We start from the raw sequence: 25,764 nt of genomic DNA on the forward strand, positions 1-25,764 counted from the left end.
GCGCCCTCCTCGGAACGGCCCGCCCAGGGGGAGGCCGGCGGCGCGGTGGCGAAATGGCGGCTGCGCCCCCTCGGAACAGCCGCACCGGCTGCTTACCCCCAGGGGGTATACACTCGAGGAGTAGGCCCGGGCGCCGGACCGGGGGAGCCCGCCGGCATCCGGCACCGCACGTCGACGAACTCAGGAGCAGGGATGACTGCCACGGTCAACGGCACCGCCGAGGTCGAACTCTCGATCGGCGGGATGACCTGTGCCTCGTGCGCCGCCCGTGTCGAGCGGAAGCTCAACCGCATGGACGGGGTGGTGGCCACGGTGAACTACGCCACCGAGAAGGCGAGGATCTCCTACCCCGGCGAGGACGTCTCCGTCCGCGACCTCATCGCCACCGTCGAGGCGACCGGCTACACCGCGGCCGAACCCGCGCCGCCCCGTACCCGGACCGAACCGGACGGCGACGGCGGCGACGACGGCGGCGGGAGCGGGAGCGGTCCCGAGGGAGGGCTGCGGGCGCTGCGCCGGCGACTGGTCACCGCCCTGGTGCTGTCGGTGCCCGTCGTCGCCATGGCGATGGTCCCGGCCCTGCAGTTCGAGTACTGGCAGTGGCTCTCGCTGACGCTGGCCGCGCCGGTGGTGACGTACGCGGCCTGGCCGTTCCACCGGGCGGCTTTCACCAACGCCAGGCACGGCGCCGCCACCATGGACACCCTGGTGTCGGCCGGCGTCTCGGCGGCGTTCCTCTGGTCGCTCTGGGCCCTGTTCCTGGGCTCCGCAGGGGAGCCGGGCATGACCCACGGCTTCGAGCTGACCATCACCCGCACCGACGGAGCGGGGAACATCTACCTCGAGGTCGCGGCAGGGGTGACGGCGTTCATCCTGGCGGGCCGCTACTTCGAGGCCCGCTCCAAGCGCAGGGCCGGTGCCGCGCTCAAGACCCTCATGGAACTCGGTGCCAAGGACGTGACCGTGCTGCGCGCCGGAGGGGAGCGACTGGTGCCCGTCGCGGAACTGGCCGTGGGCGACCGCTTCCTGGTGCGCCCCGGTGAGAAGATCGCCACCGACGGCATCGTCGTCGAAGGCTCCTCCGCGGTGGATGTGTCCATGCTCACCGGTGAATCCGTGCCCGTGGAGGTGTCCGCCGGGGACGCCGTCACCGGAGCCACGCTCAACGCCGGCGGACGGCTCGTCGTCGAGGCCCGCCGGGTCGGCGGGGACACCCAGCTGGCGCGCATGGCGAAGCTGGTAGAGGACGCACAGAACGGCAAGGCCGCGGTGCAGCGGCTGGCGGACCGGATCGCCGCCGTCTTCGTGCCCGCCGTCATCGTCCTGGCACTCGGCACGCTCGGGTTCTGGCTCGGCAGCGGGGCGGGCTGGACCGCCGCCTTCACGGCCGCCGTCGCGGTCCTGATCATCGCCTGCCCCTGCGCCCTCGGACTGGCCACCCCCACCGCGCTCATGGTGGGTACGGGGCGCGGCGCCCAACTCGGCATCCTGATCAAGGGGCCCGAGGTCCTGGAGAACACCCGCAGGGCCGACACGATCGTCCTCGACAAGACCGGCACGGTGACCACCGGGAAGATGACCCTCCTGGGGATCCACACGGCCGAAGGCACCGGCGAGACCGAGACGCTGCGGCTGGCCGGGGCCCTGGAGAGCGCCTCCGAGCACCCCCTCGCCCGCGCCGTGGCGAGCGGAGCGGCCGAGCGGGCCGGCAAGCTCCCCGCGCCCGACGACTTCGCGAACGTCCCCGGTCTCGGGGTGCGGGGCGTCGTCGCCGGCCATACCGTCCTCGTCGGCCGCGAGCGGCTGCTCACCGACGGGGGCGTCACGCTCCCGGCCGAACTCGAGCAGGCCGCGGCACGGGCGGAGGCGGCCGGCCGGACCGCGATCACGGTGGCGTGGGACGGGCGGGCGCGGGCCGTCCTGGAGGTCGCCGACGCGGTCAAGCCCACGAGCCCCGAGGCGGTACGGCGGCTGCGCGCCCTCGGACTGACACCGATCCTGCTCACCGGCGACAACAAGGCCGTGGCCGAGGCGGTCGCGGCGGAGGTCGGGATAGACCGCGTCATCGCCGGGGTCATGCCCGAGGACAAGGTCGACGTGGTGCGGCGGTTGCAGGAGGAGGGCCGGACGGTGGCGATGGTCGGTGACGGCGTCAACGACGCGGCCGCGCTGGCCCAGGCCGATCTGGGCCTGGCCATGGGCACCGGAACCGACGCCGCGATCGAGGCCGGAGACCTGACCCTGGTGCGCGGGGACCTGACGGTGGCGGCGGACGCGATCCGGCTGTCGCGCAGGACGCTCGGCACGATCAAGGGCAACCTCTTCTGGGCCTTCGCCTACAACGTCGCCGCTCTTCCGCTCGCCGCGGCGGGACTGCTGAACCCGATGATCGCGGGCGCGGCCATGGCGTTCTCCTCCGTCTTCGTCGTCGGCAACAGCCTGCGCCTGAGGCGCTTCCGCCCGGCGGGCTGAGACCGCGCGGGGGAGGTGCCGCAGGGCGCGAAGGCGGCGCCGAACCCCCTGCCGGGGGACCTCTCCGGGCCCGGGCCGTGTCCCCGGCGCCCATGCGCCGGAAGGCACCGTTGAACGCCTTCCGGTTCGCCTGCGATCCATCAGGGTTCGGCGGCATCCATCCGGGCTCGCCGCATCCGGTCGGTTCCGGTCGTATCCGGCTGTATCCGGTTGAGTCCGGTCGTATCAGACAAGGTCCGGCCGTACCAGACCGGAACCGGTTGCATCCACCGGTTCCGGTCTGATCTGGTCGGTTCCGGTTGGTTCCGGTCAGGTCTGGTTGGTTCCGGTCAGATCCGGTCGGCTTCCGCCGGGACCGCGGCGGGGCGATGGGCTCTCCGGCAGCCCCTCCCTCAGGTCCGGAGGGGGCCGGTCGGCCTGTACCACCGCACTGGCTCGCACACCGCCGCGGTCCTCGGGCGTGCGCCGGCCGCACGGCCGGCGCCGTGTCCTCCCCGCCGGCCACCCCTCATCCGGGCCGGCGGTTCGGACGGCGTACGCGGGCTGGACCTCCCAGTCTGCGCGCGTACGCGGTCTCGGTCCCCCTGGGTGCTCCCGGGCCGGGGCCCACGAACGGGACGGACCGCGTGTTCGGTGCGGTTCGGCGTCCCGTGCGGTTCGGCGTTCGGCTCGGTCCGGCGTTCGGCTCGGTCCGGGGTGGCCGGGCCGGAGCGGCCCGCGCTGGGAGCAGCCGGCGAACGGGGAGCGGGGGAGGCGGGGCTCAGTCCTCCCGCAGGGCGCGCACCGCCTCCTCCACGCGCTTGCCGTAGTCCGGGTCGGCGGCGTGGAAGTGGGCGAGGTTCCTGTCGACCACGTCGTCGCGGGAGACCTGGGCCAGTCCGCCGGCGATGTTCGCGACCAGGCGCGACTTCTCCTCGTCGGACATCAGGCGGTAGAGCTCACCGGCCTGGTGGAAGTCGTCGTCCTTGGTGTGCGGCGGTGCGGGGTGCGTGCCGGTGTGGCCGTACAGGGCCAGCGGTGCGGACAGGGCCGCATCCGTCTGCACGGGGCCCGCGTACGAGTTCGGCTCGTAGTTCTTGTCGTGGCGGGAGCCGTTGCGGGTGGCCATGAGGCCGTCGCGGCCGTGGTTGTCGGCGCCGCCGGGAACGGCCTTCGGCGCGTTCACCGCGAGCTGGGTGTGGTTGACGCCGAGACGGTACCGGTGGGCGTCCGCGTAGGCGAACAGACGGCCCTGGAGCATCTTGTCCGGCGAGGGCCCGATGCCCGGCACGAAGTTGTTCGGCGAGAACGCCGCCTGCTCGACCTCGGCGAAGACGTTGTCGGGGTTGCGGTCGAGGACCAGCCGCCCGACGCGCTGGAGCGGGTGGTCGGCGTGCGGCCACACCTTGGTGAGGTCGAACGGGTTGAAGCGGTAGTCCGCCGCCTCGGCCGCGGGCATGATCTGCACGTACAGCGTCCAGGACGGGTTGACGCCCCGCTCGATGGCCTGCAACAGGTCCGTCTGGTGCGAGTCGGGTTCGCTGCCCGCGACCTCCGCGGCCTGTTCGCTGCTCATGCAGCGGATGCCCTGGTTGGTCTTGAAGTGGTACTTGACGAAGAAGGCCTCGCCCTCGGCGTTCGTCCACTGGTAGGTGTGGGACCCGTAGCCGTTCATGTGGCGGTACGAGGCCGGGATGCCCCGGTCGCCCATCAGCCAGGTGATCTGGTGTGTGGCCTCCGGCGCGTGGGCCCAGAAGTCCCAGACGTTGTCGGGCTCCTGCCTGCCGGTGAACGGGTCGCGCTTCTGGGAGTGGATGAAGTCGGGGAACTTGACCGGGTCCTTGACGAAGAACACCGGGGTGTTGTTGCCGACGAGGTCGTAGTTGCCCTCCTCGGTGTAGAACTTCACCGCGAAGCCCCGCGGGTCGCGGACGGCGTCCGCGCCGCCGAGCGAGTCCGCGACGGTGGAGAAGCGCAGGAACACCTCGGTGCGCTTGCCCACCGTGTCCAGGAAGGCGGCCCGGGTGAAGCCCGTGACGTCGTCGGTCACCTCGAAGTAGCCGTACGCGCCGGAGCCGCGCGCGTGGACGACCCGCTCCGGGATGCGCTCGCGGTTGAAGCGGGCGAGCTTCTCCAGCAGGTGCTGGTCCTGGAGCAGGAGCGGGCCGCCGACGCCGGCGGTGGCGGAGTTCTGGTTGTCGGCGACCGGGGCGCCGGACTCGGTTGTAAGCACGCGCTGCGTCATGGGTGGGAGGGCGGCCTTCCGTGCGGGAGCTGCTGAGGTGTCAGGAGCGTAGGTACGCGCCCGAGAAAACGTCAACAGTTTGTTGAAGTCTGGGTGTGGATCCGGGCCGCGGCCGCGCCTGGGCGCGACAGGACAGGTGTCGGCGCAGCCGCGGCCCGGACGTGCGAGGGGCCGATGGCGACCCGGGACGGGACCTGCTGCCCCTGGTCCGGGTATGGCGGAGCGGTCGTCCGCCGCGGTATCCGCGGCGGACGCCTGCGGGTGCCCGCTGCGGAAACCCGCTCGGGTGCGGGTGGGGGCGCGGGTGCCGTTGGGGGTGGGCGGGCCGCCGGGCCCCGCGAGTCCGGTGGGGCCCCGGTGCGGCCCCGATGGGGCCGGCCCGGCCGGCCCGGCCGGCCCGGCCCGCCGGACGGGCGGCGGAACCGGGTCAGGCGGCCGGCGAGCCGGACAGGCGCTCGACCGCGCGGAGCAGTGCCGAGTGGTCCAGGCCCCCGTCGCCCTGCGCACGCAGGGAGGACACCAGCTGGGCGACGACGGCCCCGACCGGCAGGGCGGCGCCGACGCTGCGGGCGGCGTCGGTGACGATGCCCATGTCCTTGTGGTGGAGGTCGATCCGGAAACCCGGCCTGAAGTCCCGGTCGAGGAAGTTGTCCTTCTTGCGGCTCAGGACGGTGGAGCCGGCCAGCCCGCCGTTGAGGACGTCCAGGGCCGCCCGCAGGTCCACACCGGACTTCTCGAGGAAGACGACGGCCTCGGCGCAGGCCTGGATGTTGACGGCGACGATCAGCTGGTTCGCGGCCTTCACCGTCTGGCCGGAGCCGTGCGGGCCGCACAGCACGATCGTCCTGCCCAGGGCCTCCAGGATGGGGAGGGCCTCGTCGAAGGCGTCCTGCTCGCCGCCGACCATGATCGACAGTACCGCCTCGACAGCGCCGGCCTCGCCGCCGGAGACGGGGGCGTCCAGCACGCGGATCCCCTTGCCGGCGGCGGCCTTCGCCAGCTCGACGGAGGTCCCCGGGGTGATCGAGGACATGTCGATCAGCAGGGCGCCCCGCCTGGCGTTCTCCAGGATGCCGCCGGGGCCGTACGCGACGGCCTCCACCTGGGGCGAGGCGGGGACCATGGTGATCACGACATCCGCGCCCGCGACGGCCTCGGCGATCGACGCGGCGGCGGTGCCGCCGGCGGCCGTGAGGCGCTCCAGCTTCTCCTGCTCCAGGGTGTGGCCGGTCACCCGGTAGCCCGCCTTGATCAGGTTCTCGGACATGGGCGAGCCCATGATGCCGAGGCCGATCCACGCGATCGCGGGCAGGTCGCTGCGGGAGGAGTCTGCGAGGGTGCTCATCGGGATGCCTCTCTTGAAGCGGTGGTACGGAGGGTGTCGGCGGGCGGCGGGCCCGGCCTCAGTGCGCGGGCCGGGCGCTGCGGGGAAGCCAGTCGAAGGACCGCGCGCTCGGACGGTCGCCGGCCTTGTACTCCAGGCCGACCCAGCCGTCGTAACCGGCCTTCCCCAGCCGGTCGAGCAGTTCCTCGAGCGGCAGGGAACCGGTGCCCGGCGCGCCGCGCCCGGGGCTGTCCGCGATCTGCACATGGCCGGTCTTCGCCACGTAGGCGTCGATCGCGGCGGCGACGTCCTCGCCGTTCATCGACAGGTGGTAGACGTCGAGCAGGAACTTGGCGTTGCCGAGGCCCGTGGCGGCGTTGACCCTGTCCACGACCTCGATCGCGGCGGCTGCGCTCACCAGCGGGTACAGCGGCGACTCCGGCTTGTTCAGGGCCTCGACCAGCAGGATCGCGCCCACCCGGTCGGCCGCGCGGGCCGCCGCCGCCAGGTTCTCCAGGGCGAGTTCGTCCTGGGCGGCAGGGTCCACGCCCTCGGCACGGTTGCCGTAGAGGGCGTTGAGGGCCTTGCAGCCGACCGAGGCGGCGAAGTCCGCGGCCACGTCGACGTTGGCGCGGAAGCGCTCCGACTCCTCGCCGGGCAGGGAGAGGGCGCCGCGGTCCGGGCCCGGCAGCCGCCCGGCGTAGAAGTTCAGGCCCACCAGCCGGGTGCCGGAGTCCTGGAGCGCTTTGCGCAGGGCGTCCAGCTCGCTCCGCCCCGGCGTGGGGGTGTCGGTCCAGGGCCACCACAGCTCGACCGCGGTGAAGCCCGCCGCGGCGGCGGCCGCCGGGCGCTCCAGCAGCGGGAGTTCCGTGAAGAGGATCGAGAGGTTCACATCGAAGCGCTGGTCCGCGTATCCCATGAGGGGCTGCGCTCCTTCCGTATTGCGGAAACTTCTTTCTGCTTAACGGAAGATTGCCTGTCGTGGGGGAGGGCTGTCAAGACCGGGCCGGGATCCGGACCCAGTCCGGGGCCCGTCCGGAGCCTGCTCTGAGCCCGTCCGGCCGGGATGTGACCGCGGCCCCGCCGTGACCCGGCCTCGCCCCGCCTCGCACCCACCCCGCCTCGCCCCACCGCGTCGCGTCGCGCCCCACCGCGCACCCACCCCGTCCCCATCGCGATTCGGCCGCGATTCGGCCCGGGCACGGGCCGGGGCACGGGCCGGGGCACGCGCCGGGGTGCGCGCCGGGGTGCGGGCCGCTCCCCGGCCCGGCGGCGCGGACCCGACGTGGAAAGGTCGACGACGACGCCCCCACGCACGGCGGGGGCGTCTCGGGAGGGCTCATGGTCCAGGGGTTCATGGCTCATGGCTCAGGGCATGCAGCGGGCTTATGCGCGCGTACGAAGAAGCACGCGGGCGCATATGGGCGGCGTGTGCGGGCATGCGGAGCGGGGTGGCGCGGGCGGATGCGCACGGAGCGGCCTCCGGACCCCGAGCGGCCGGGTGGCGTTCCGCTCCCGGGTCGGGGGCAGCAGCTCCGTCCCGGGGGCGTGCGGCTCCCGTCGTCCGGCTCTACGCGGGAGGCGCGCGGTTCCGTCGCGCACGGGTACCGGATCCTTCGGGTACCTTCCGGCGGGCGGTCGTGCGGGCGGCCTTAACGTGGGGTCATGCGATTGCGAGTGGAGTTCACGACAGAACCCTTCGACCTCGACGAGGCCCCGGCCCATGCGCTGGTCGCCCGCGAGGTCATCCAGGCCGCCGACCTGGACGCCGTGGACGTGGGCCCCTTCGGCAACACCGCCGAGGGCGACGCGGAGGCCGTGCTGACCGCGCTCGACTCGCTGCTGCGCCGATCCCTCGGTGCGGGCGCCACCAGGGTGTCGGTGCAGGTCAACGTGATCGGGGAACCCGGCCCCGGGACGGCCCTCGGCGAAGCCGCGGCGGACGGCGGGGCCGTGGCCGGTGGCGGCGCGGCTGCGTACGGGAGCGAGAACGGGCACGGGCATGACCGCGGGCGCGGGCATGGGCGCGAGCGCCAGGAGGGGGAGCGGTGACCCGGCCCGACGAGCATCCCCTGGTCGGCGCCGTGAGACCGCTCGCGGACGCGATGGGGGCGGAGATCCTCCGCCCCGACCAGGCCCGGTCGGACGACGTCGTACTGTCCTGGGAGGGCGCCGAGGTGCTGGCCGTGCGGCTGCCGCAACTCTCGGACTCGCTGGGCCACATCCTGGCCGCCATGGAGCGGAGTCACGGCATGCCGCTGGCGTCACTCGACCGCAGGGCGAAGCAGTCGGTCGTACGGACGCTGGAGGCGCGCGGGGCCTTCTCCGTGCGGCACGGAGTCGAGACCGTGGCCAATGCGCTCGGGGTCAGCCGGTTCACCGTCTACAACTACCTGAACCGGGAAAGTGAGGCTCGGTCGGCAAAGCCCCAGGTCAAAGACGCGCAGTAGCTGCGTCGAGGTGGCCGACGACGACCCGACGACGGTCTTGGTTCGGGACACGAAGGACCGCGACGGCAGAACCCTGGCCTTTCCGCGTTCGTCCTGGTCTGCCTTTGTGCAGTTCGCGGCCGAGGGCGGGCTGGGGTGGTGAAGCCTTTGCTCCACACATGCCCGTCATCGGCCCCGGTCAGAGCTTCCTGAAGATCTCCCGAACGGGAGAGGCGGGGTGAAGCCTCGCTCGCTGATGGACTGCAGTGATCGATACTTTCTGTAGCGGGACAGGCGCGTCTGGTGCGGTCGACGATGTCGCGGTCGAGCTGCGGTATAGCCCCGCTGCGGCATGCGGCAGCAAGACTTCCCGTTGCCGTTGCCGTTGCCGTTGCCGTTCACCGTTCACAGCGGAGCGCCCGCCCCTGTGTCGTTCCTGACCGGGGTGGGCGCTCCGTTTCGCAGGTCACATGGCCTCCTTCTCCTTCGTGGACGACTGCGCCTTGCGGATGTCGTGGACGCCGGCGACGAGGGTGCCGTCCTGCTGCTCGTAGTGGGAGAGGGCGAGGCCGAGGCCGAAGAACGTGGGTGCCCATTCGCCGACGAAGATGCCCCAACGGTCCGCGCGGTCGAGGCCCGCGCCCGGCTCGACCTTGTGTGATGCGGTCCAGGCCAGGATGGACAGGCCGATGGACACGAACGCCGCGGTGTAGGCGTGCTCGCTGCGCATGCCCTTCTCGTGCAACATCTGGATCATCGTGTTCTCCCTGGTTTCTGATGCCTGGGCTTCCCTCAGGTTCACCCGCCCGGCGGAGCGGCGCATCCGGAATGGAGGGCCCGTGCCGCCCTCGGCGTGGCCGGCCGGGTCAGGGCCGTCCGCTCCCCGCCGTCCGCTCCCCGCCGTCCGCTCCCCGCCGTCCGCATACCGGGACGGCGGCCCTTCCGCCCACGAATATTCAACAAACTGTTGACGTGTTGTCGTGGGAAGGCGTTAGCTATCCGCAGCCCGCCCGACGCACCACGCAGAACAGCCGCGGAGGATCCCGTGTCTTCGACTTCCGTACCGGGCCTCACCCGGTTCAACACCTCGTCGGACGGCGAGGCCCGGTACGTGCTGCACGAGGTGTGCGCCAGCACGGCATGGGGAAGCGCACTGCTGGCCCGGCGCCCCTACGCCACCGTCGAGGCCCTCCTCGCCGCCTGCGACTCCGCCATGGCGGAGCTGACCGCCGAGGACCTGGCCGAAGCGCTGGCGGGGCACCCGCCGATCGGCCGGCCGAGGCCCGGGGACCCGGTCTCCTCCCGCGAGCAGAGCGGGATGGCCGGTGCCTCCGAGGGGCTCAGGGCCGAGATGCTCGAACTCAACCTGGCCTACCAGGAGAAGTTCGGCCATGTGTTCCTGATCTGTGCCACCGGCCGCACCGGTGAGCAGATGAGGGACGCCGTCCGGGAGCGGGTCGACCACTCGCCCGAGCAGGAGCGGGAGACCGTCCGCGCCGAACTGGGGAAGATCAACCGGATCCGGCTGACCCGTCTCCTGGAGGAGGAGAGCGCATGAGCACCGAGACCACGGCGTCCGTGTCCACCCACATCCTGGACACCAGCGCCGGCCGCCCCGCCGAGGGCGTCGCCGTGTCCCTTTCGGCCCGCGAGGGCTCCGGGGGCGGGTGGACGGCACTCGGCGGATCCGAGACCGACGCGGACGGCCGGTGCAGGGACCTGCCGGCGCTGCCGGAGGGCACCACCCAGGTACGGCTCGACTTCGAGACCGGGCCGTACTTCGCGAAGAAGCAAGCCGAGGCCCAGCAGGACGCCCCCGCGAAACGGGACAGCGGTGCGTTCTTCCCGGAGGTGGCGATCACGTTCGCCGTCGTGCCGGGCGAGCACTTCCACGTACCGCTGCTGCTCAACCCGTTCGGCTACTCCGTTTACCGAGGGAGCTAGCAGACAATGACAGCCACATCCCGACCCGGCCGCCCCGTACTCCTGGGACAGAACCAGTACGGCAAGGCCGAGAACCGCGTCGTGAGGATCACGCGGGACGGCGACACCCACCGCATCAAGGACCTCAACGTCTCGGTCGCGCTCTCCGGCGACATGGACGACGTCCACTACTCCGGTTCGAACGCCAACGTCCTCCCGACCGACACCACCAAGAACACGGTGTACGCGTTCGCCAAGGAGTACGGGATCGAGTCCGCCGAGCAGTTCGGCATCCACCTCGCCCGCCACTTCGTGACCTCGCAGGAGCCGATCCACCGCGCGCGCATCCGCATCGAGGAGTACGCCTGGGAGCGCATCGCCGCCTCCGACGCCAACTCCAGGTTCATCGGCGCCGACGAGGTCAGGCACTCCTTCGTCCGCAAGGGCCAGGAGACCCGCCTCACCCAGATCACCTACGACGGGGAGTCGTGGGAAGTCGTCTCCGGCCTGAAGGACCTGGTCGTGATGAACTCGACCAACTCCGAGTTCTGGGGCTACGTCAAGGACCGGTACACCACCCTGCGGGAGGCGTACGACCGCATCCTGGCCACGGAGGTCTCCGGCCGCTGGCGGTTCAACTGGACCGGCGACGAGCAGAAGGCGCCGAACTGGGAGAAGTCCTACGAGCAGGCCAGAAAGCACATGCTCCAGGCCTTCGCCGAGACCTACTCCCTCTCGTTGCAGCAGACGCTCTACCAGATGGGTGCGCGGATCATCAACCACCGCGCCGAGATCGACGAGGTGCGCTTCTCCCTGCCCAACAAGCACCACTTCCTCGTCGACCTCGAGCCCTTCGGGCTCAAGAACGACAACGAGGTCTACTTCGCCGCCGACCGGCCGTACGGCCTCATCGAGGCGACTGTCCTGAGGGACGGTGCCGAGGCGCGGATCCCGGCCGACCTGACCAACCTCTGACCAGCCTCTGTCCAGCCTCTGGGCCAATCTCTGTCCAGTCTCTGGCCAACCTCCGATCAGCTCTCGATTGACTTCTGATCGACTGCTGATCGACCTCTGACCGTCCTCGGGGCGACACCCGGCCGCCCACCCGGCCGCGGTGGCCGCCGGCCCCCACCCCGGGCCGCCGGCCCCCACCCCGGGCAGCCGGCCGCCGCAGGGACCGCCGGCAGCCCGGTCCGGACTTGGCGCAGGACGCACGGGGCCACGGGGGGCACAAGGCAGACAGGTGGTTTCCTTGACACGTGCACATGCGGCGGACACGCCCGCGGCGGTCCCGCCCACCCCGTCCGTCCACCTTCTCGGCACCCACGGCCCCCGGGCCGTGGCACTCAAATCCTCCAGGGTCATGCCGTGCCCGTACCGCCACTGAGAGACGAAGGACGCACCATGGCAGCATCGGCAGCATCGGCAGCATCGGCAGCATCGGCAGCAGCCCCGCGCACCGTCATCGAGAACTGCGCGATCGCGACCGTGGACGCCGGCGACACCGAGTACGCCTCCGGGCACATCGTCGTCGCCGGCAACCGCATCGAGTCGGTCGGCCCCGGCAAGGCGCCCGGGAACCTGGAGAACGTGGTCCGTCGCGTCGACGCCTCCGGCCACCTCGCCACCCCCGGCCTGGTCAACACGCACCACCACTTCTACCAGTGGATCACCCGCGGCCTCGCCACGGACCACAATCTGTTCGACTGGCTGGTCGCGCTCTACCCGACCTGGGCCCGCATCGACGAGCAGATGGCGTACTCCGCGGCGCAGGGCTCCCTGGCGATGATGGCGCGCGGCGGAGTCACCACTGCGATGGACCACCACTACGTCTTCCCGAAGGGCTCCGGCGACCTCTCCGGCGCCATCATCCGGGCCGCGTCCGAGATGGGCGTCCGATTCACCCTGGCCCGCGGCTCGATGGACCGCAGCGAGAAGGACGGCGGCCTGCCGCCGGACTTCGCCGTCGAGACCCTCGAAGGCGCGCTGGCCGCCACCGAGGAGACCATCGACAAGCATCACGACGCCTCCTTCGACGCGATGACGCAGATCGCCGTCGCGCCCTGCTCCCCCTTCTCGGTCTCCACCGAACTGCTCAGGCAGGGCGCCGAACTGGCCCGCCGCCGGGGCGTGCGCCTCCACACCCACGGCAGCGAGACCGTCGAGGAGGAGAAGTTCTGCCATGAACTCTTCGGCATGGGCCCCACCCGGTACTTCGAGTCCACCGGCTGGCTCGGCGAAGACGTCTGGATGGCGCACTGCGTCCATATGAACGACTCCGACATCGAGGCGTTCGCACGGACGAAGACCGGTGTCGCCCACTGCCCCTCGTCCAACGCCCGCCTCGCCGCCGGGATCGCCCGCGTTCCCGACATGCTGAGCGCCGGTGTCCCGGTCGGCCTCGGCGTCGACGGCACGGCCTCCAACGAGTCCGGTGAACTGCACACCGAACTGCGCAACGCACTGCTGGTCAACCGCCTCAACCCGGCGCACCGGGAAGCCGCGCTGACCGCGCGCCAGGCGCTGCGGCTGGGTACCTACGGCGGCGCCCGGGTGCTCGGCCGCGCCTCGCAGATCGGCTCCCTGGAGCCGGGCAAGCTCGCCGACCTGGTGCTCTGGAAGCTGGACACCCTCGCCCACGCATCCATCGCCGACCCGGTGGCCGCCCTCGTCCTCGGTGCGGCGGCCCCGGTCACGCTCTCCCTCGTGGGCGGTGAGCCGGTCGTCGAGGACGGACGGCTCCTCAAGGCCGACGAGGACGCCATCGCCCGCTCCACGCGGAGCGAGGCCCAGCGCCTCGCGCGGATCGCCGCGCAGGCCTGACACCCCGGTAGTCCGGTCGAGGGGGACGGCCCTCGGCCGGCGGCCGTGGACCCGAGCGGGGTCCACGGCAGCCGCCACCGGGAGGTGCGCGCCGACACGTCGCGCGCCTCCCGGGGCGGTGACCCTCCCCCGCGCCGGCGACCCCACGGCTTCTCTCGGGGCACGCATCTCAGCAGAACGTACGACATCCGCACTGCGTACGAGATCCGCACTGCGTACAACGCCCGCACCACGCGCAGCATCCGCACCACGCACCACTTCCGACTCCCTGACACCCACGTCGGAGCCGACGTGTGAACCGACCGGAGGAGTCGCCGTGGCAGCCAAGCCGAGGTTCCGCAATGACGCAGGCGCAAACGCAGGCGCAGACGCCGCGCCCGACGACCCGCGGCACCCATCCCCCGGCGACCGGGCGCATCCGGGGGGGCGGAGACCGCGGGCACCCGGTCGACGAGACCCCGCCGCCCTTCAGGACGTTCACCAGCGGCCTCCAGCACGTCACCGCCATGTACGCCGGGGTCGTCGCCCCGCGCATGATCGTCGGGTGTGCACGGCAGTTGTGGCGAAGCGGGGCGGAGTCACACGCCCCTGCACCCGCATAGTGGTACTGGACGGAGGAGATCACCCAGCAGCCAGTTGGGCTCTACCTCCAAGCCCGGCCCTGAAGCTTCAGGGCCGGGTAGTTGACCCACCCGGGCACCGGGACGCGATCCGCCCGGACGGCACCGGGCGGGCCGGGGCGGGATCCGGCCCCGGCTCCGGTGCCTGTGCCGGTGCACTGAGGCACCCGGCCATGCCCCGAGGGGCGGCGACCCCGGCACGGCGGATGGCCGACGCACGACCGCCGGCCGCGCGTCCTGCCGCCGCCGCACGACCGCCGGCCGCGCATCGTGTCTCCGCCGGACGGGGGACGAGCCCCGTCGGCCGGGCGTCCTGCCTCCGTCGAACGGGGGACGAGCCCCGCCGGCTGTGCGGCGCCGGCCCGCTCCGCCCCTCGGCCCACCGGTGGTCCATCACCCGATCGGGCGAGTGGCCGCTCGAACGGGCCCGCTGCTCCGGTGAACACCCATACGCTCCCCAGGTGACCCGTACCACTGCCCTGAACACCGGCCTCGACGCATTCCTCGCCTGGGCGCAGAGAGAGCGGCGGACCGTTCTCCCGCCCCGCCCCGCGGACGCGGTGCTGACCCTGCTGGCACTGCGCGGCGCGGACCGCCGTGCGGGCGTACCCGAGCCGACGCCCGGGCTCGTGCGCCGGGTGCTCGCCGAGGACCTGCCCCTGCTGCTGTGGGCGAGCCCGGACGAGGCCGCCGCCGTCCCGTCCGTGCTCACGGCCCTGGCCGACCGCGTGCGCGCGGCGGGCCGGCTGAACGCCAAGCGCCATGCGCGCGTCCTCGCCGCGGTGGAGGAGGCCGTACCGGTCTTCATGGGCAACCACGGCGATCTCTTCCATCTGACCTGGGCCCGCTGGTACGCGTCGCTGATGCGGGCGGACGGTGTCGACGTGGACGACCCCGGGGCGGTGAGCGCCTGGCTCGCCGCGTTCGACGCCACCCCCCGTGCGCAACGGCCGCGCCTCCCCGGCCCCCTGCACCGCGCGGACCTCGCGGCCGCCACCTTCACGGCCCGCGCGCGGCTCGCCGACACGATGCTGGCGGCCTTCGCCCGCGACGTCGAAGGCCCCTCGCCCGCGGGGCCGCTGCTGTCCGCGGCGTCCGTCCTGGGTGCCGACCGCCCCGAGGACGCACTGCCGTCCGAGCTGGACGCGCTGGGGGCGGGCCTGTCCGACCGCTGGACGGCGGCGGGCCTCGCCGAAGCGCTGTCCGGCCCGTATGCCGCTCTCGCCCCCGGACCCGAGGCGCTACCGCATCTCCTCCTCGCCGACCGCCTGCTCGACGAGCACCTCAACCACTACGGCTGCGCCTCGGCGGCGCTGCCCCCGCCCGCTGCGCTGCCCGGCCCCGACGGGATCCGGGCGCTGCTGTGGGCGGCCCCGCTGCCCGCGGCGCTCGCGGCCGGGAACGACGACGTCCGCGGCCTCGCCGCACTGTGCGGCTTCCCCGGGCCCGCCGAGGCCGTCTGGAGTGACGGCACCCCGCAGGAACTCGTCGAGCTCGCCGCCGATGTGCTGGCCGCCGCCGTGGAGGACGCCGCCTCGGACACCTACCCGGCCGGCCCCGTGGACGAGGAGTACGGCCTCGACGCCGCGCACGTGCTCTACGGGCTGTACGCGCGCGGCGGCACCCCCGATTCCGTGGCCCGCAGGGCGTCCGGCCATACCGATCTGGTCGTCCCCCGCGACCTGGAGGACGCCCCGGTGAGCGTCCCCGCATCGGCCCCACCCGAGTACCGGACGCCCGCGCTCGCCGAACTGTCCGCGGTGCTCGGCATCCCCGGCCTCACCGAGGAGGACCGGTCGGCGGTCGACGGCCCGGCGCACGCGCTCGCCGCGGTCGTCGACGAGCTGACCGGGACCGGCTGCGTCTTCCGCACCGGCGACGCGTACGGGCTCACCCCGCTCGGCAACGCCGCCGTCCGCCACGTCTTCGCATCGAGCCGTGTCGCCGCCCCCGACGAGCACGAGTTCGTCTCGTGGGACGCGGTACGGATGGTCGGGGCCGTCCAGTGCTGGCCGACGGCGGTCGCCGCCACGGCGCTCACCCGGTGGACGACGGCCAGGGGCGCCACCGACGCGGTGTGGAGCGAGCTGCTGGAGGCCGTCTCCGCGGCCAAGTCCGGCGACTTCTACCACACGTTGACGGCGGAACTCTTCTCCCGTCTGGACCGCGCGGACATCCCCGTCGGGCCGCTGCGCTCCGCCCTGGAGGATCCCGTCACCGGAGCGTACGTGCATCGTCTCCTCCACTCCCGGGGCGAACCCGCGCAGCTGGACCTGGTGCCCCTCTCCGCCCGCGCCCTGCTCCTGCTGGAGGAACTCGACATCTGCTGGGCGGCCGACATGCAGTCCTCCGTGGCCGCCCGGGACCGCGCCCCGGAGCCGGCTCCCACCGCCCTGATCGACGCCTTCGACGAGGCCGCCGCCGGCTGGCCCGGCGGCGCGGCCTCGCTGCTGCCGGCGCTGACGGACACCGACCCGGCGACCGCGGTCCGCATCCTGGAGGACCTGCGCGAGCGCCATCCCGACGGCAGGGTGGCGGACTTGTCGGCGCATGCCCTCAAGACGGCGAAGGCGACGGTGAAACGGTCCGCGGCGCACCACCACGGCTCGGGATGGTGAGAGGTACGACAGGTGCCGCAGCAGCCGACCAGGCGCCCGCAGTAAACGACCAGGTGCCCGCAGCAGACGACATGGCCGAATGCGCGGCGGAGCCGGAAGCGGCCGCCCACCGGCTACCCGCTGTGGTCGTCGTCGGCGCTGACGGTCCGCCGCCCCGGCGCTGTGCGGTGCCGGGGAGACGGGCCGTGGCGAGCGGTGGTCAGCCGACCAGCTGCTCGTACGCGGGCAGGGTCAGGAAGTCCGCGTAGTCGGCGTCGAGCGAGACGTGCAGCAGCAGGTCGTGTGCCTGCTGCCACCTGCCCGCGGCGAACGCCTCCTCGCCGATCTCCTCGCGGATCGCCGCCAGTTCCTCGGCGGCGACCCTGCGGGCCAGCTCGGGAGTGGCGGTCTCGCCGTTCTCGAAGACGACGCCCGCGTTGATCCACTGCCAGATCTGGGAGCGGGAGATCTCGGCCGTCGCCGCGTCCTCCATCAGGTTGAAGATCGCGACGGCGCCGAGACCCCGCAGCCAGGCCTCGATGTAGCGGATGCCGACCTGCACGGCGTTGCGCAGGCCCTCGTACGTGGGGTGCGCGTCGAGCGATGCGACGTCGATGAGTTCGGCGGCCGTGACGTGCACGTCCTCGCGCAGGCGGTCCTTCTGGTGGGGCTTGTCGCCCAGCACCGCGTCGAAGGAGGCCATGGCGACGGGGACGAGGTCGGGATGGGCGACCCAGGAGCCGTCGAAGCCGTCCCCGGCCTCGCGGTCCTTGTCGGCCTTGACCTTCTCGAAGGCGACCTTGTTGACCTCGGCGTCCCTGCGGGACGGGATGAAGGCCGCCATGCCGCCGATGGCGTGCGCTCCACGACGGTGGCACGTACGCACCAGCAGTTCGGTGTACGCGCGCATGAACGGCGCGGTCATCGTCACCGCGTTGCGGTCCGGGAGGACGAACTCGGCCCCGCCGTCACGGAAGTTCTTGACGATGGAGAAGAGGTAGTCCCAGCGGCCGGCGTTGAGGCCCGCCGCGTGGTCGCGGAGTTCGTAGAGGATCTCCTCCATCTCGTACGCGGCCGTGATCGTCTCGATCAGGACGGTGGCGCGGACGGTGCCCTGCGGGATGCCGACGTGGTCCTGGGCGAAGACGAAGACGTCGTTCCAGAGCCGGGCCTCCAGGTGCGACTCCGTCTTCGGGAGGTAGAAGTACGGGCCCTTGCCGAGGTCGATGAGCCGCTGGGCGTTGTGGAAGAAGTACAGCCCGAAGTCGACCAGGGCACCGGGGACCGGGCGGCCGTCGACCAGCAGATGCCGCTCGTCCAGGTGCCAGCCACGGGGCCGCATCACGACGGTGGCGAGTTCCTCCGCGGGCCGCAGCGCGTACGACTTGCCCGTGCGCGGGTCCGTGAAGTCGATGCGGCGCTCATACGCGTCGATGAGGTTGAGCTGGCCGAGGACCACGTTCTCCCAGGTGGGTGCGGACGCGTCCTCGAAGTCGGCGAGCCAGACCCTCGCGCCGGAGTTCAGGGCGTTGACGGTCATCTTGCGGTCCGTCGGGCCGGTGATCTCGACGCGGCGGTCGTCGAGCGCGGCCGGGGCCGGGCCGACCCTCCAGTCCTCGTCCTCGCGGATGTGCGAGGTCTCCGGGAGGAAGTCGAGGGTGCCGATACGGGCGATCTCGGCGCGGCGTTCGGTGCGCCGGGCCAGGAGTTCGTCACGTCGGGGGGTGAACCTCCGGTGCAGCTCCGCCACGAAGGCGAGTGCGGCGTCGGTCAGCACCTCCTCCTGCCGGGGCAGTGGTTCGGCGTCGACGATGGCCAGCGGTGACGGCGCTGGTGCGGACATGAGCTGTCACTTCCTTCAGCGAGCTGCACGGGCGGTAGGGGCGGCTGTCGGCGCACGGTGAAACGGCACTCGGTGCCAGGCCTCCGGGGTGCGGCCGAGGACGCCGATGGTCGGTCGGGTTCTTCTGATCTGTGGATACTAGTTATCGCATGGTGGAACTACAAGGTTTGTTGATGTCGAGATTCTCCCTCTCGACATATCGTGGCGCTCAGTGCCAGCGACCTCACATCACGCGACGCCACGCGACTCGGTGCGGCGCCACGCCACGCCACGCGACTCTGAGTGGGTGCGGGTGCGGGTGCGGGTGCGGGTACGGGCGCGGGTACGGGTTACGGGTACGGGTTACGGGTACGGGTCGCGGAGCATGGGCCCGTCCGGCTCACTCGAGGTGTGCCAGGTCCCCGGGTGTGTCGATGTCGTACGCCTCCGCCACGTCCCCGCACTCGACGAGCGTGATCTCCTTCTCGTGTTCGGCCAGGTAGTCCCGTGCGCCGCGGTCGCCCGAGGCGCTCTCCGCCACGGCCTCCCAGCGCCGGGCGCCGATCAGCACGGGATGCCCCCGGCGGCCGTCGTACGCCGCCGACACCAGCGCGGACGGCGAGTCGCAGGCCGCCACGATCCTGGCCACGGCCGCGGCCCCGATGCCGGGCTGGTCCACCAGTGACACCAGGGCCGCGTCCTGGGTGCCGCCCGCGGTGGCCAGCGACGCCAGCCCGGCGCGCAGGGAGGAGCCCATGCCCTCCTCCCAGTCCGGGTTCACGGAGACGACACAGCCCGCCAGATCGGCCCGCCGCAGCACCTCGTCAGCCGCGGCCCCCAGGACGACATGCACGGACCGGCAGCCGCCCGCCCGCAGGACCCGTACCGCGTTCTCCACCAGGGGGCGTCCGCGGTGCTCGAGCAGCGCCTTCGGGCGGCCGCCCAGTCGGCGCCCGCCGCCCGCTGCCAGTACCAGCCCCGCGACCTGCGGCTTGTCTGAAGTGTGAGCCATGCTCCCTGCTTACCCCATCGAGTGGCGGTGCGGCGCGGTGAACCGTCCGCGCGCCGCTCCGGTGTGCCGGGACGTACCCCCACCGGGTGTCCCGGCTCCGGCACGGGAAGCGGTTCGAGGACCGGGTCGGCGGCCTTCCGGTGCCGCACGCGACGCGGCCGCCGCCCGTCCTGCCCGCCCCGCCTGTGCGTTCGCGCGCGTTCGCGCCCGTTCCGCCTGCCCCTCCCATCCCTGTCCCTCCCTCCCGCCCCGCCTGTGCTGCCCGTCCCGCCCGTGCGTTCGCGCCCGCCCCGCCCGCACGCGAAGCGGCCGCCGCCCGTCCTGCCCGGCCCGCCCGTGCGTTCGCGCCCGTGGTCGAGGCGCTCCGCGCGGCCGGCACCCCGCCTGACTGCGCCTGACCCCGCCTGACTGCGCCGTGACTCCGCCTGATTCGTAAATAGACGCGTCCAAGGTCGAGAAGCCCCGTTCGCCTTCGATTTACAGGCCAACAGGGTGGGGCTCGGCCTCCGGACTACTGATCCCGCCGGCCCCAGCCGTGCCGCTCCGCCGGCCCGGCCCGTGCCGATCCCGCCGTCACGACGGGTCCGCCGTCCCGGGCAGCGGACCCCGCCGGGCAGGTCGGCGCGGTGCCGTGGCCGTGCACCGTGCCGTACGAGGCGGCGTAGGCAGACACGTCGAGCTGAATTTCGTACCACGGAGTGGCGGAACGCCTACGGAATGGCGTTAACTGACCCGTAACCCCAGGCGTTCGACCACCGGCCGTGTGTCGTTCACCGGGCAGCACAACGACGTGCGAGGGGGGAGACCTTTGTTGCGGAGCGTGGGGCAGACGCGGGAGACGCGGAGCGGCGAGGACCCGAGAGTGGCGGAGCTGCGTGCGTCCGTCTCCCGGCTCCGACGCGAGCTCGCGGGCTACCCGGCCGAGTTCGCCGACCGCGGGATAGCGGAGGACGAGCTGGCGGCGATGGACGCGATGGCGGTCAGCGGCGTGCCGGAGGTTCGGCGGCTCCGCCGGTCGCTGCTGCTGATGGCCGGAGCGGTGGGCTCGGTCAGCGCACTGGCGGCCGGACTGGCGAACGTGCGGCACGCGGTGGAGCTGTTCGGCGAGCCGCAGGGCTGAGGAGGTGCCGTCCGGGCGCCCGCCCCGGCCCTCCTCCCGGCAGCCCCTTCCGGCAGCCCCTTCCGGGCCCGCGCCGGCCGAGAGCCGTCCCGTACGCTTGGAGCCGATGTTCACCTCCCGGGGTCCCACCCTCCGCGAACTCGCCGTGCAGGCGCTGTCGTCGGTCGAGCGCGGGTACGACCTGCTCGCGCCCAAGTTCGACCTGACCCCGTTCCGCACCCCGGACCGCATCCTCGACGAGACGGCGGAAGCGTTGCGACCGCTGGGGCCCTTCCGGGACGGGCTGGACGTCTGCTGCGGCACGGGTGCCGGCGGGCGAGTGCTGCGCGCACTCTGCCGGGAGCGGGCCGTCGGCGTCGACTTCAGCGCCGGGATGCTGCACGAGGCCCGCCGCGCCCACCCCGGGGCCGTCCTCGTCCGCGCCGACGCCCGCGCCCTGCCCTTCCGCCCGGTGTTCGATCTGGCGGTGAGCTTCGGCGCCTTCGGGCACTTCCTGCCGCGGGAGCGCCCCGGACTCTTCGCCCAGGTGCACTCCGCACTCCTCCCCGGCGGGGTCTTCGCGTTCCCCGTCGGCGCGCCGCCCCACTTCGGCACCCTGCCGTACTGGGCGATGCTCGGCTTCGACACGGTGATGCGCGTCCGCAACCGGGTGTGGCGGCCCGGCTTCGTCATGTACTACCGCACGTTTCCCCTCGTCGAGGTGCTCGCCGAGCTTCGACGGACCGGATTCGACGTGGAGTTGACGCCGCTCGAAGGCCTCGGGCGGCGTCCCGACGGCACCCCGCGCTGCGCGGTGGTGGTGGCGCGGCGCAGGGCGTGACCCGGTCCGCCGGCGGACCCGGTGGAGCGTGCCCCGCCCGGTGCGCGAGGTTCCAGCCGGCGCGGTAGCGGCCCACGCCGAGCCGCCGGCCGGTGCAAGGGGCGCCGCAGGCCCCGCCGCGCCGTTGCCGGGCGGGCCGTGTGCGGCGCCTGCACGGACGGGCCGTCTGCCGGCGGGAAGCCCCTCCGCGGACGGGCCGTCTGCCGCCGCGAAGCCCCTCCGGAGCACCAACGGAAGGCTGCCGGAGCGTCAACGGATCGCCTCGGAGCGTCAACGGGAAGCCGCCGGAGGTCAAGTGGACCGCGGCGGCGCCCGTGCCGGACCCGGAGCGGCACCGGGGCTTCGGCTTCGGCCGCGGGAGGTCTCCGGTGCGGCGGGTGCCGGGGGTTTCGTCCGCCTGCGCGTCCCGTGCCTGCGGGTCCCGTGCCTGCGGGTCCCGGGCCGTCGACACGCGGCCGCGGACGATCGCGGAACCGTGCGTCCCGGGCCTGCGGGTCACGGCCCTGCGGGTCACGGCCCTGCGTGTCCCGGGGCGGTCCGGCCCGGGATCGCGGCTACTCCCGGGGTGCCGACGTGTTCGCCAGTGCCTCCGAGAGTTCGTTCGCCACCGTCCGCAGGACGGGCACGATCTTCTCCGTCGCGGCCTCCGTCACCCGGCCCGCCGGTCCCGAGATGGAGATCGCGGCGGCGGTGGGGGAGTCGGGCACCGGGACGGCGAGGCAGCGCACCCCGATCTCCTGCTCGTTGTCGTCGACGGCGTAGCCCGCGCGGCGGACCTGCTCCAGCGCCTCCAGGAAGCCGTCGGGCGTGGTGATGGTCTTCTCCGTCGCGGCCGGCATGCCGGTGCGGGCCAGCAGCGCCCGTACCTCGTCCGGCGGGAAATGGGCGAGGAGCGCCTTGCCCACGCCGGTCGAGTGCGGCAGCACCCGGCGCCCGACCTCGGTGAACATGCGCATCGAGTGCTTGGACGGGACCTGTGCCACATAGACGATCTCGTCGCCGTCGAGCAGCGCCATGTTCGCCGTCTCGCCGGTCTCCTCGACCAGGCGGGCGAGGTACGGGCGGGCCCAGGTGCCGAGCAGTCGGGAGGCGCTCTCGCCGAGGCGGATCAGCCGGGGGCCGAGGGCGTAGCGGCGGTTGGGCTGCTGGCGGACGTAGCCGCAGGCGACCAGGGTGCGCATGAGCCGGTGGATCGTGGGCAGGGGGAGCCCGCTGCTCGCGGAGAGTTCGCTGAGCCCGACCTCGCCCCCGGCGTCGGCCATCCGCTCGAGCAGGTCGAAGGCCCGCTCGAGGGACTGCACTCCGCCGCTGCCGGCGGCGGGCTTGGCGGCGTCGGTGGTGCTGGCGCTGGACGGCGGCACGTCAACGGTCCTTTCTGGCGGGCGGGCAAGGCAGCAGCCTACCGGGCCGGGCCGTGGCGCACACCGCCGATGTGCGGGCGTAGCGGCCGGTCAGGGCGTTCTCGCCGGTGTGCGGCCGGTCGTCTCCGATGGGTGCCGCGACAGCGTCTTGCTGCACCGTCGCGTTCTGCTTGGCGGAAGTATAGTTCCATTTTGCGAAAGGCGTCGGTGACCGCCGGTCCGGCCCGGAGGGTGCCCGCGAGGTCTTGACGGGGCGGGGGTGGAGGGGAAGACTCCTTCAACAGTTCGTTGAATTTCGCTGTGCGGAAGTGCAGCGGTACGGAAGTGAGGGGCAGGGTGTCCGATACGCACGTCGCCGACGTGAATCTGGTGCTGCGCTCGACTCGTGTCGTCACCCCCGGGGGCACGCGCCCCGCGTCGATCGCCGTCGCCGCCGGGAGGATCGCGGCCGTGCTGCCGTACGACGCCGCGGTGCCCGCCGGAGCCCTGCTGGAGGACGCCGGCGACCATGCCGTCCTACCCGGCCTCGTCGACACTCATGTGCACGTCAACGACCCCGGCCGCACCGAGTGGGAGGGCTTCTGGACCGCCACCCGGGCGGCCGCCGCCGGCGGCATCACCACACTGCTGGACATGCCGCTGAACTCCCTCCCGCCCACGACCACGGTCGACGACCTGCGCGTCAAGCAGGACGTGGCACGGCCCAAGGCGCATGTGGACACCGGCTTCTGGGGCGGCGCCGTCCCGGGCAACACCAAGGACCTGCGCCCGCTGCACGAGGCCGGCGTCTTCGGCTTCAAGTGCTTCCTGTCGCCCTCGGGCGTCGAGGAGTTCCCGGAACTCGACCAGGAGCAGCTCGCCGGCGCCCTCGCGGAGATCACCGGCTTCGGCGGCCTGCTGATCGTCCACGCCGAGGACCCGCACCACCTGTCCGCCGCCCCGCAGCGGCCGGGTCCCCGCTACGCCGACTTCCTCGCCTCCCGCCCCCGGGACGCCGAGAACACCGCGATCGCCAACCTCGTCGCGCAGGCCCGGCGCCTGGACGCACGGGTGCACGTGCTGCACCTGTCCTCGGCCGACGCGCTGCCGCTGATCGCCCGAGCCAGGGCCGAGGGCGTGCGCATCACCGTCGAGTCCTGCCCGCACTTCCTCACCCTCACCGCCGAGGAAGTCCCCGACGGCGCAACCGAGTTCAAGTGCTGCCCGCCGATACGCGAGGCGGCCAACCGGGACCTGCTCTGGCAGGGTCTCGCCGACGGCACCATCGACTGCGTCGTCTCCGACCACTCGCCCTGCACCGGCGATCTGAAGACCCCCGACTTCGCCTCGGCCTGGGGCGGGATCTCCTCCCTCCAACTCGGCCTGCCGGCCGTCTGGACGGAGGCCCGCAGGCGCGGCCACACCCTGGAGGACGTCGTCCGCTGGATGTCCTCCGCCCCGGCGGAACTCGCCGGCCTCACCAGGAAGGGGGCGATCGAGGCCGGACGCGACGCCGACTTCGCCGTCCTCGCCCCCGACGAGACCTTCACCGTCGACCCCGCCGAACTCCACCACCGCAACCGGGTCACCGCCTACGCGGGCAGGACCCTGCACGGTGTCGTCAGGTCGACATGGCTGCGCGGCACGCGGATCGTGGAGAACGGCACCGTCGCCGAGCCCACCGGCCGGCTGCTCGAAAGGAACGACTGACATCGTGGCGACACCGTCCTTCACCGGCAACGCGAACCCGTACGGGGGCGGCGACCCCTACGCCGACTACCGCACCGCGGACCTCCCGTTCACCGGTCTCGCGAACCTCGCCGACCGCCGGCTCGGCGCGGGTGTGATCGCCGCGAACGACGAGTTCTTCGCCCAGCGGGAGAACCTGCTGGTGCCCGAGCCCGCCGAGTTCGACCCCGAGCACTTCGGCCACAAGGGCAAGATCATGGACGGCTGGGAGACGCGGCGTCGCCGCGGTGCCTCGGCCGAGCGGCCCTGGCCCACGGCCGACGACCACGACTGGGCGCTGGTCCGGCTCGGCGCTCCCGGCGTGATCCGCGGCATCGTCGTCGACACCGCGCACTTCCGCGGCAACATGCCGCAGGCCGTGTCCGTCGAGGCAACCGCCTGGGAAGGGGCCCACGGCGCCCCCACCCCGGAGGAACTGCTCTCCGGGAGCGTGAAGTGGACGACGCTCGTACCGCGCACCCCGGTGGCCGGCCACGCCGCCAACGGCTTCGAGGTCACCGCCGAGCAGCGCTTCACCCATCTGCGCGTCAACCAGCACCCCGACGGCGGCATCGCACGGCTGCGCGTGTACGGGGAGGTCGTCCCCGATCCGAAGTGGCTCGCCGCGCTCGGTACCGTCGACGTCGTGGCGCTGGAGAACGGCGGCGCCGTGGAGGACGCCTCCGACCGCTTCTACTCGCCGCCGGCCAACACCATCAACCCCGGCCGCTCCCGGAAGATGGACGACGGCTGGGAGACCGCGCGCCGCCGCGACCGGGGCAACGACTGGATCCGGTACCGGCTGGTGGCCGACTCCCAGATCCGCGCCGTCGAGATCGACACCGCGTACCTCAAGGGCAACGCCGCGGGCTGGGCCTCCCTCTCGGTCAGGTCGGGCGAGGACGGCGAGTGGGCCGAGTTCCTGCCGCGCACCCGCCTGCAGCCGGACACCAACCACCGCTTCGTGCTGGACACCCCGGCGGTCGGCACGCACGTCCGCATCGACGTCTTCCCGGACGGGGGCTTCTCCCGGCTGCGTCTCTTCGGCTCGCTCACCGAGCGCGGCGCTGCGTCGCTGGCGGCGCGCCACCGCGAACTCGGCGGCTGACCGCGCCCCCGCGCCCGGTGGCCACCCGGCCCGCGGCGGACGGCCCGCGGCGGACGGACCCCGCGCCCGGCGGCCACCCGGCTTGCGGCGGACGGCCCCACGTCGGCCAACTGCACGACCACACCCACCGCATGGGCCTGCTCATGGGGGCCCGGACGTCCACCCTCACCGACCACTTCTGAGAGAAGGCCCCATGAAGCACGAGTACGAGGCGAAGTTCCTGGCCGTCGACGCCGCCGGCCTCCAGGCCAAGCTGACCGCCCTCGGCGCCGTCCAGGCGTTCCCCCGCACGCTCCTCACCCGCAAGATCTTCGAGAACGACTCCCTGGATGGCGGGGCCTGGATTCGGCTGCGTGACGAGGGCACCCGCGCGACGGACGGCCCGCGACGGACGGCCCGCGA

General features: G+C 72.9%; 19 protein-coding genes and 3 pseudogenes. 15 read left to right on the forward strand and 7 right to left on the reverse strand.

Annotation, left to right across the window (positions count from 1 at the left end):
• Positions 1-192: 192 nt before the first annotated feature.
• Complete coding sequence (locus DDQ41_RS27200; RefSeq protein ID WP_109296833.1) at positions 193-2,472, forward strand: heavy metal translocating P-type ATPase; 2,280 nt, start codon at positions 193-195, stop codon at positions 2,470-2,472.
• Positions 2,473-3,232: 760 nt separating this feature from the next.
• Here the strand turns inward: DDQ41_RS27200 and DDQ41_RS27205 are convergent.
• The 3 genes from DDQ41_RS27205 to DDQ41_RS27215 all read right to left on the reverse strand — a co-directional run bounded on the left by DDQ41_RS27205 (position 3,233) and on the right by DDQ41_RS27215 (position 6,939).
• Positions 3,233-4,696 (reverse strand): catalase, encoded by a 1,464-nt coding sequence (locus DDQ41_RS27205; RefSeq protein WP_109296834.1) that lies wholly within the window; start codon positions 4,694-4,696, stop codon positions 3,233-3,235.
• A gap of 427 nt (positions 4,697-5,123) precedes the next feature.
• A complete protein-coding gene (locus tag DDQ41_RS27210) occupies positions 5,124-6,041 on the reverse strand; it encodes a 2-hydroxy-3-oxopropionate reductase (RefSeq protein WP_109296835.1) in 918 nt (305 codons plus the stop codon).
• A gap of 58 nt (positions 6,042-6,099) precedes the next feature.
• The gene (locus DDQ41_RS27215; RefSeq protein ID WP_109296836.1) at positions 6,100-6,939 is read right to left on the reverse strand and encodes a TIM barrel protein; all 840 of its coding nucleotides are present in this window, start codon (positions 6,937-6,939) and stop codon (positions 6,100-6,102) included.
• A gap of 746 nt (positions 6,940-7,685) precedes the next feature.
• Between DDQ41_RS27215 and DDQ41_RS32950 the strand changes: the two are divergent.
• From DDQ41_RS32950 to DDQ41_RS27230, 3 genes and pseudogenes are all read left to right on the forward strand, one after another.
• Positions 7,686-7,925, forward strand: a pseudogene (locus DDQ41_RS32950) (hypothetical protein); the annotation flags it as partial.
• Between the two features lie 200 nt (positions 7,926-8,125).
• On the forward strand, positions 8,126-8,470 hold the full coding sequence (locus DDQ41_RS27225) for a helix-turn-helix domain-containing protein (RefSeq protein ID WP_245990711.1): 345 nt from the start codon (positions 8,126-8,128) through the stop codon (positions 8,468-8,470).
• 10 nt (positions 8,471-8,480) lie between these two features.
• Positions 8,481-8,612 (forward strand): DUF397 domain-containing protein, encoded by a 132-nt coding sequence (locus DDQ41_RS27230; protein WP_262508593.1) that lies wholly within the window; start codon positions 8,481-8,483, stop codon positions 8,610-8,612.
• A gap of 303 nt (positions 8,613-8,915) precedes the next feature.
• On the opposite strand, the gene DDQ41_RS27235 is transcribed toward DDQ41_RS27230, so the two are convergent.
• Positions 8,916-9,206, reverse strand: a complete 291-nt coding sequence (locus tag DDQ41_RS27235; protein ID WP_109296839.1) for a hypothetical protein — start codon at positions 9,204-9,206, stop codon at positions 8,916-8,918.
• A gap of 288 nt (positions 9,207-9,494) precedes the next feature.
• On the opposite strand from DDQ41_RS27235, the gene uraD reads away from it, so the two are divergent.
• From uraD to DDQ41_RS27270, 6 genes and pseudogenes are all read left to right on the forward strand, one after another.
• Positions 9,495-10,007: a 2-oxo-4-hydroxy-4-carboxy-5-ureidoimidazoline decarboxylase gene (uraD, locus tag DDQ41_RS27240; RefSeq protein ID WP_109296840.1), complete on the forward strand. Its 513-nt coding sequence runs from the start codon at positions 9,495-9,497 to the stop codon at positions 10,005-10,007.
• On the forward strand, positions 10,004-10,393 hold the full coding sequence (uraH, locus tag DDQ41_RS27245; protein WP_109296841.1) for a hydroxyisourate hydrolase: 390 nt from the start codon (positions 10,004-10,006) through the stop codon (positions 10,391-10,393). The genes uraD and uraH overlap by 4 nt, the downstream gene beginning before the upstream one ends.
• Positions 10,394-10,399: 6 nt before the next feature.
• Positions 10,400-11,347, forward strand: a complete 948-nt coding sequence (pucL, locus tag DDQ41_RS27250) for a factor-independent urate hydroxylase (protein ID WP_109296842.1) — start codon at positions 10,400-10,402, stop codon at positions 11,345-11,347.
• Between the two features lie 429 nt (positions 11,348-11,776).
• Positions 11,777-13,195: an 8-oxoguanine deaminase gene (locus tag DDQ41_RS27255; RefSeq protein ID WP_109296843.1), complete on the forward strand. Its 1,419-nt coding sequence runs from the start codon at positions 11,777-11,779 to the stop codon at positions 13,193-13,195.
• Between the two features lie 316 nt (positions 13,196-13,511).
• A pseudogene (locus DDQ41_RS33135) lies at positions 13,512-13,746 on the forward strand (purine permease); the annotation flags it as partial.
• Between the two features lie 530 nt (positions 13,747-14,276).
• Positions 14,277-16,433, forward strand: a complete 2,157-nt coding sequence (locus DDQ41_RS27270; RefSeq protein ID WP_109296846.1) for a hypothetical protein — start codon at positions 14,277-14,279, stop codon at positions 16,431-16,433.
• A 199-nt stretch (positions 16,434-16,632) separates the two neighbouring features.
• Here DDQ41_RS27270 and aceB read toward each other — a convergent pair whose 3' ends face one another.
• Both aceB and DDQ41_RS27280 read right to left on the reverse strand, forming a co-directional pair.
• Complete coding sequence (gene aceB / locus DDQ41_RS27275) at positions 16,633-18,255, reverse strand: malate synthase A (RefSeq protein WP_109296847.1); 1,623 nt, start codon at positions 18,253-18,255, stop codon at positions 16,633-16,635.
• Between the two features lie 379 nt (positions 18,256-18,634).
• Positions 18,635-19,246, reverse strand: a complete 612-nt coding sequence (locus DDQ41_RS27280; protein WP_109296848.1) for a nucleotidyltransferase family protein — start codon at positions 19,244-19,246, stop codon at positions 18,635-18,637.
• An 808-nt stretch (positions 19,247-20,054) separates the two neighbouring features.
• On the opposite strand from DDQ41_RS27280, the gene DDQ41_RS27285 reads away from it, so the two are divergent.
• Together DDQ41_RS27285 and DDQ41_RS27290 are read left to right on the forward strand one after the other, a co-directional pair.
• Entirely contained in the window at positions 20,055-20,366 is a 312-nt protein-coding gene (locus DDQ41_RS27285; RefSeq protein ID WP_172607565.1) for a DUF5955 family protein, read from the forward strand.
• Between the two features lie 106 nt (positions 20,367-20,472).
• The gene (locus tag DDQ41_RS27290) at positions 20,473-21,186 is read left to right on the forward strand and encodes a class I SAM-dependent DNA methyltransferase (RefSeq protein ID WP_109296850.1); all 714 of its coding nucleotides are present in this window, start codon (positions 20,473-20,475) and stop codon (positions 21,184-21,186) included.
• A 554-nt stretch (positions 21,187-21,740) separates the two neighbouring features.
• Here DDQ41_RS27290 and DDQ41_RS27295 read toward each other — a convergent pair.
• Entirely contained in the window at positions 21,741-22,547 is an 807-nt protein-coding gene (locus DDQ41_RS27295) for an IclR family transcriptional regulator (RefSeq protein ID WP_109296851.1), read from the reverse strand.
• Positions 22,548-22,883: 336 nt separating this feature from the next.
• Between DDQ41_RS27295 and allB the strand changes: the two genes are divergently transcribed.
• The 3 genes and pseudogenes from allB to DDQ41_RS32755 form a co-directional block, all read left to right on the forward strand.
• Positions 22,884-24,236, forward strand: coding sequence for an allantoinase AllB (gene allB, locus DDQ41_RS27300; protein WP_109296852.1), 1,353 nt, complete (start codon positions 22,884-22,886; stop codon positions 24,234-24,236).
• 1 nt (position 24,237) lies between these two features.
• Positions 24,238-25,362, forward strand: a complete 1,125-nt coding sequence (alc, locus tag DDQ41_RS27305) for an allantoicase (RefSeq protein WP_109297967.1) — start codon at positions 24,238-24,240, stop codon at positions 25,360-25,362.
• Positions 25,363-25,555: 193 nt separating this feature from the next.
• Positions 25,556-25,738 (forward strand): annotated as a pseudogene (locus tag DDQ41_RS32755) (adenylyl cyclase); the annotation flags it as partial.
• Positions 25,739-25,764 lie beyond the last annotated feature (26 nt).

It is taken from the genome of Streptomyces spongiicola (genome assembly GCF_003122365.1).
GTDB lineage: Bacteria > Actinomycetota > Actinomycetes > Streptomycetales > Streptomycetaceae > Streptomyces > Streptomyces spongiicola.